Source organism: Streptomyces anatolicus, from assembly GCF_019400875.1.
GTDB classification, from domain to species: Bacteria; Actinomycetota; Actinomycetes; order Streptomycetales; family Streptomycetaceae; genus Streptomyces; species Streptomyces anatolicus.
Map to the genome: position 1 here is coordinate 1 of NZ_WMBF01000408.1, position 5,807 is coordinate 5,807.

6 protein-coding genes are annotated in these 5,807 nt (G+C 72.4%); 4 read left to right on the plus strand and 2 right to left on the minus strand.

The features are described from left to right. Nucleotides 1-276: 276 nt before the first annotated feature. Complete coding sequence (locus GKQ77_RS26155; RefSeq protein ID WP_219691391.1) at nucleotides 277-1,044, plus strand: SAM-dependent methyltransferase; 768 nt, start codon at nucleotides 277-279, stop codon at nucleotides 1,042-1,044. Between the two features lie 19 nt (nucleotides 1,045-1,063). After that, entirely contained in the window at nucleotides 1,064-1,606 is a 543-nt protein-coding gene (locus tag GKQ77_RS26160) for an MOSC domain-containing protein (RefSeq protein WP_219691392.1), read from the plus strand. A 22-nt stretch (nucleotides 1,607-1,628) separates the two neighbouring features. Here the strand turns inward: GKQ77_RS26160 and GKQ77_RS33990 are convergent, their stop codons facing one another. Continuing rightward, nucleotides 1,629-2,135, minus strand: a complete 507-nt coding sequence (locus tag GKQ77_RS33990; RefSeq protein ID WP_219691393.1) for a MarR family winged helix-turn-helix transcriptional regulator — start codon at nucleotides 2,133-2,135, stop codon at nucleotides 1,629-1,631. A gap of 146 nt (nucleotides 2,136-2,281) precedes the next feature. Here GKQ77_RS33990 and GKQ77_RS26170 point away from each other — a divergent pair, with 146 nt between their 5' ends. Both GKQ77_RS26170 and GKQ77_RS26175 read left to right on the plus strand, forming a co-directional pair. Further along, nucleotides 2,282-2,875, plus strand: coding sequence for a malonic semialdehyde reductase (locus tag GKQ77_RS26170; protein WP_219691394.1), 594 nt, complete (start codon nucleotides 2,282-2,284; stop codon nucleotides 2,873-2,875). A gap of 28 nt (nucleotides 2,876-2,903) precedes the next feature. Further along, nucleotides 2,904-4,157, plus strand: a complete 1,254-nt coding sequence (locus GKQ77_RS26175) for an MFS transporter (RefSeq protein ID WP_219691395.1) — start codon at nucleotides 2,904-2,906, stop codon at nucleotides 4,155-4,157. A 52-nt stretch (nucleotides 4,158-4,209) separates the two neighbouring features. Here the strand turns inward: GKQ77_RS26175 and GKQ77_RS26180 are convergent. After that, nucleotides 4,210-5,807 (minus strand): condensation domain-containing protein (locus tag GKQ77_RS26180; RefSeq protein WP_258021990.1); only part of this gene is annotated, 1,598 nt, incomplete at its 5' end.

The following is a 5,807-nucleotide window of genomic DNA, read 5'->3' on the forward strand; positions in this document are numbered from 1 at the left end:
GCGGAAGAGGGCGTTGCGGAACTCGCCGGAGGCGTAGCCGGGCCGGGGGCCTAGCCTGGCCGGGGGCCTTGGGGTGGATTGCTGCGGGTCTGTTGTGGCTGAGCGCGCAGTTCCTCGCGCCCCTTTGGGGCGCCTCACGCTGCCTGCGTGGCAGGTTGCCGTCGCTGCGCTGGGCGCCGGGCTCGGGGGGCGGATCGCTGCCGGGCCGCCGTGGCTGAGCGCGCAGTTCCCCGCGCCCCTTTGGGGCGCCTTCACGTGCGGGATAGCGTCGGGGGCATGAGCCTTGACTTTGGTCTTCCGCCGCGGCTTGGGCAACTTGCCTTTCATGGGCCCCTTTCCGACGCACGCGCGCGGCGGCTTGTCGGGCGGGTCTCGGCTGCCGGGCCCCGTACCGTTCTTGATATCGGGTGCGGGTGGGGCGAGTTGTTGCTCCGGGTGCTCGATGTCTCGCCGGGAGCCACCGGCGTCGGGGTCGATATCGCGGGCGACGACCTGGCCCGCGGGCGTGCCATCGCCGAGGAGCGCGGGCTCGGTGAGCGGGTCGTCTTCGTCGAGGAGTCCGCGAGGGGCACCACCCGCGACCCGGCCGACCTCGTGCTCTGCCTCGGCTCCAGCCAGGCGCTCAGCGCCGCCGCGCCGCCCCTCGCGACGGTCGAGGCCCTGCGTGCGCTGCGCGGGCTTGTGACTTCCGGTGGTCGGGTGGTCCTTGGGGAGGGCTTCTGGCAGCGGGCCCCTACCGAGGGCGAGCTTGCCGGGATGTGGCCTGGCGCCCGCGCGGACGAGTATCTGTCGCTCGGTGACCTGGTGGACGCGGCGATCGACGCGGGGTTCCGTCCGCTGTGGGTGGAGACGGCGAGCGAGGAGGAGTGGGAGGAGTTCGAGTCGGGCTACCGCAGCGGCGTCGAGGAGTGGCTCGCCGCGCACCCGGACCACCCCTCGGCCGCCGAGACCCGCGCGAAGGTGGACGCCCAGCGCTCCACATGGCTGCGCGGCTACCGCAATGTGCTCGGCCTCGCGTATCTGACCTTGATCCCCGTCGGCTGAGGCGGGTTAGGGTCGTACGGTGAGCGCGAGAGTCACGGCCGTCAGCGGCAACGCCACGTACTCCTTCAGCAAGCCGAACCGCGAGAGCGTCACGCTGATCGCGGGGTTCGGCGTCGAGGGGGACGTACACGCCGGTGAGAAGGTCAAGCACCGCTTCCGCATGCGGCGGAACCCCGACCAGCCGAACCTCCGCCAGGTCCACCTCATCCACGAGGAGCTGTTCGACGAGCTGGCGGCGGACGGCTTCACCGTGGCCCCGGGCGAGCTGGGCGAGAACATCACCACGCGCGGCGTCGACCTCCTCGGCCTGCCCACGGGGACGCTGCTGCGCCTCGGCGGTTCCGCCGTCGTGGAGGTCACGGGGCTGCGCAACCCGTGCCGCCAGCTCGACGCGTTCCGGGCAGGGCTCATGAAGAGGCTCGTCGGACGCGACGCCAAGGGCGCTGTCGCCCACAAGGCGGGCATCATGAGCGTGGTCCTTCAGGGCGGCGAGATCCGTCCCGGTGATCCGATCGAGGTCGTCCTGCCCGAGGGCCCCCGCCACCCGCTGAGGACCGTCTGAAGCATCGCCCGGCGGGGGACCGCTACTTGATGGTGGTGTCGCCGAGCGCCTCAAGCACCCGCCGGAGACCGTCCCCCGCCGCATCGACCAGCTCCCGGTCCACGTCGGCGAGCAGCACTTCGTAGTTGGCCAGGTGGTCGGCGAAGGCGGCCCGGACGACCTCGTGCCCGCGCTCGGTGAGGCGGATCTTGACGCTGCGCCGGTCCTCCGTGTCGCGTACGCGCTCCACCAGGCCCTTGGCCTCCATCTTGTCGATGCGGTTGGTGATGGTGCCGGACGACACCATGGACGCCTTGAGGAAGGTGCCGGCGGTCAGGGCGTAGGGCGGCCCGGAGCGCTGGAGCGTGGTGAGGACGTCGAACTCGCCGACGTCCAGGCCGTGTTGGCCCGCGACGGTCTTGACCGACCTGTCGACCACGAGGGCCAGTCGCTGGATGCGGCCGAAGAGCTGCACGGGCCACAGCTCCTCCTCCAGGTCGGGCCGTTCCTTGGCCCACTGACCGATGATCGCGTCCACGGCGTCACTCATCGCTGCCACTCCTCTCGATACGCACTATCTCAGTAGAGACTCTACCAGTCCTGGTTCTCTTAGTTTCGAGATACTTTACTCTGGGATTGTCGAATGCTTTTATCTCACTATCGAGATTGTCGAGACCGAACGACAGGAGTACGTCAATGTCCGAGCTGTCCCTTCACCCCGCCGCCCAGGACCTCCTCTTCCGCGAGGCCCGCACCGCGAACACCTTCACCGACGAGCCGGTCACCGAGGAGCAGGTCCGGGCGGTCTACGACCTGGTGAAGTACGCCCCCACCGCCTACAACATGTCGCCGCTGCGGGTGGTCCTCGTCCGGTCCGCCGACGCCCGCGAGCGGCTCGGGGAGCTGATGGCCGACGGCAACAGGCAGAAGACGCTGGCCGCCCCGCTGGCCGCGATCCTCGCCACCGACAACGAGTTCCACGAGGAACTGCCCTCGCTGCTCCCGCACTTCCCGCAGGCCAAGGACCTCCTCTTCGCCGACCGCGCGGTCCGGGAGGAGTCCGCGCTGGTCAACGGCGTGCTCCAGGCCGCCTACTTCATACTCGGCGTCCGCGCGGCGGGGCTGGCCGCCGGGCCCATGACCGGCTTCGACTTCCCGGGCGTGCAGAAGGAGTTCCTGGACGACGACCACACCCCGCTGATGGTCGTGAACATCGGCAAGCCGGGGCCTGACGCCTGGTTCCCCCGTTCACCGCGGCTCGACTACGGCCAAGTCGTCACCTCCGTCTGAACCCCCTGACCCGATCGGAGCCGCCGGCATGTCCGTGCTCACGCAGACCCACTCCCGCCCCGTCCCGCAGGCGGCATCCGTCACCCCGCCACCGACCGCCGCGCGCGCCCCGCGCCAAGTCCCGGCCGTGTGGCTGGCGTTGCTGGCCACCCCGGTCGCCGCGAGCGCCAACAGCCCCGTGCTGATACTCCCCGACATGGCCGGCTCGCTCGGGATCCGTACAGCCACCGCCACCTGGCTCGTCACCGTGTTCGCCTGGGCCATGGCCGTCGGCACCCCGCTGATGGCGGCACTCCTGCGCCGCCGTGGCCTTGGCACCACGCTCAAGCTGAGCGCCGCCCTGGTGGTGGCCGGCACCGCGGTCCTCGCCGCGGCGCCCTGGCTGCCGCTGGCCATGGCGGGGCGGGCCGCGCAGGCGGCGGGCGGCGCGGGCCTGGTGACCGCGGCGATGAGCCTGGCGGGCTCGGTCCGCCGGATGGGCGTGATCACCGCGGGCTTCGGAACACTCGGAGCGGTCGGGCCGCTCCTCGGCTCGGCCGTCGCGGGCACCGCTTCCTGGCGGGTGTCCCTGGCCGTCGGCGCGGTCGCCCTCCTCGCCCTGCCCGCGGTCCTACGCCGCGCCGACCTGTCCGCACCGCGAGGGAGCACCCCGTTCGACGGGCGGGGCGCCGCCCTGCTGGTCCTGACGGCGACGGCCCTTGTGCTCATCCCGCGCTACCCGCTCCCGGCGGTGGCCGCCGCACTGGCGACGGCCGTGCCGCTGGCCCTGCACATCCGCGCGCATCCCACCGGTTTCGTGCCGATGGCCCTGCTGCGCACCCGCGCCTTCGTCCTCTCCGCCGCGCTCGCCTGCACCTTCGCGACCTCGTACTTCACCCTGCTCTTCACGGTCCCGCAGCTGCTGGGCGAGCGCACCGACTGGTCGGCCGCCACGATCGGCACCGGCCAGCTGGTGACCCTCCTCGTCGGCTCCGCGCTCTCCATGGCGCTGGCCGCGGCCTCCGCCCGGATGAGCCGCCCACGGGTCCTGACGATCCTGCTCACCGTCGGCGCGCTCGCACCGCTCACCGCCGCGCTGACCCCCTGGGCGCCGCTGCTCCTGCTGGTCGCGACGCTGGCCGTCTTCACGACCAGCGCCGGCCAGGCGACGCTCATGGTGTACGCGACCAAGGCCGCGCCGGATGCCCAACGCCCCACCGGCATCGGCCTGTTCAACCTCTGCTACCAGCTCGGCGGCGCCTTCGGCCCGGCGATCGCGGCGGCCGTCGCGCTGGGCGGATGAGGCGGGGCGGATGAGGCGGGGGGCGGTCGGCGCCGCCCGTGGGCTGGGCCGCTCAGCCCTCCCCCTCCCCCTGGCCGGGGGCGGTGACGGACTCCGCCAGGAGATCGACGTACGCGGTGGTCCACGCCTCGACCGTGGCCCGGTCCCACAGGTCGGTCGAGTACTCCAGGTAACCGGAGAGGACATCGCCCGTGGGGATCAGACCGAAGTTGAACTCCGAGCGCGCACCCGGCACCGCGAGGTCCTCCACCGCCGTGGTCACGCCGGGCAGTTCGATGTCCGTATCCAGCGAACTCTGGTACTGGAAACCGAGCGGCAGCCGGTCGGGGACCTCGACCCCCAGCGCCTCCCGCAGCTCCTCCGCCACCGCCCGGATCGGCGCGGCGTGGTCGATCGCCCCGACCACACCGCGCGCCACCTGGTCCACCAGCGCGCCGAACGTCTCGGCCTCGCCGCCGCGGACCCGGAGCGTGAAGGACGACACCGTGCAGGCCGCCAGGGCCTCGAACTCGCGCCGCTCACGGTTGGCGTAGGAGATGCCGAGTACGACGTCCTGCTCGCCCGTCACCTTCGCGACCAGGCGGGCAAGGGCGGCCGCCGTCACCGCGAAGGGCGTCGTCCGGTGCCGCCGCGCCAGCGCCTCCACGCCGGTCCGCACCGCGCTCCCCACGGTGAACAGCACCACGTCGCCCTCCCCGCTCAGCTGCTCGGGGCGGGGCCGGTCCAGCGGAAGGGCCAGGTCGAAGGGGGCGCCCGCCAGCTCCCGTGCCCAGTAGTCGACCAGGCGGCCCCTGTCCTGGGTGCGGCTGCGGTCCTGCTGCCAGCGCGCGTACTCGCTCGGCTGCGGCACGCTCTCCGGCAGGCCGTGGGGCTCTCCGGTGACCTCCGCTCGGTACAGCGCGGCCAGTTCGCGCAGCAGGACGCTGACCGACCAGCCGTCGCAGGCCGAGTGGTGCAGGACGAAGAGGAGCGCCCAGCGGTCGGCGCCGGTGCGCAACAGGCGCAGCACCGGGGCGAGTTCGGCCCGGATGTCGAACGGCTCGGCGGCCGTCTCCGCCGCCAGGCGCTCGGCCTCCGCCTCCGCATCGGCCACGTCCGCGGGGTCCGGGCACGCGACCAGATCCTCCTCGGGCAGCTCGACCGGTCGTGGGCGCAGCGCCTCCTGCCACCACTCGCCCGTCGCCTCGTCCTGCACGAGGCGGGTACGCAACGCCTCGTGGCGAGCGACCAGCTGGGTCAGCGCGGCGCGCAGGGCGGGTACGTCGAGCGCGCCCGTGAAGGTGAGGCGCATCGCCACGTTGTAGATCTCGGGGCGGGGGTGGGTCAGGTGCCGGGTGATGAAGGCGCTCTGCTGGGCGGTGACGGGGGCGCGGCCGAGTACGTCGGCGGCGGTTCCGTTACTTCCGCTGCTCTCGCTTCCGTCCCCGTCTCCATTCACCGCGAGGTACCGCGCCATGGCGCCCAGCGTGGGCTGCTCGTAGAAGCGGGCGACGGGGTACTCGACGCCGAACTCCTCCCGCACGCTGTTGACGAGCCGGATGGCCGTGAGGGAGTGCCCGCCAAGATCGAAGAACGAGGCATCGGCCCCGACCAGCGCGGGATCGATCTCGAATTCGTCGGCCCACAGCTGCCGCACGCGCGCTTCTACGT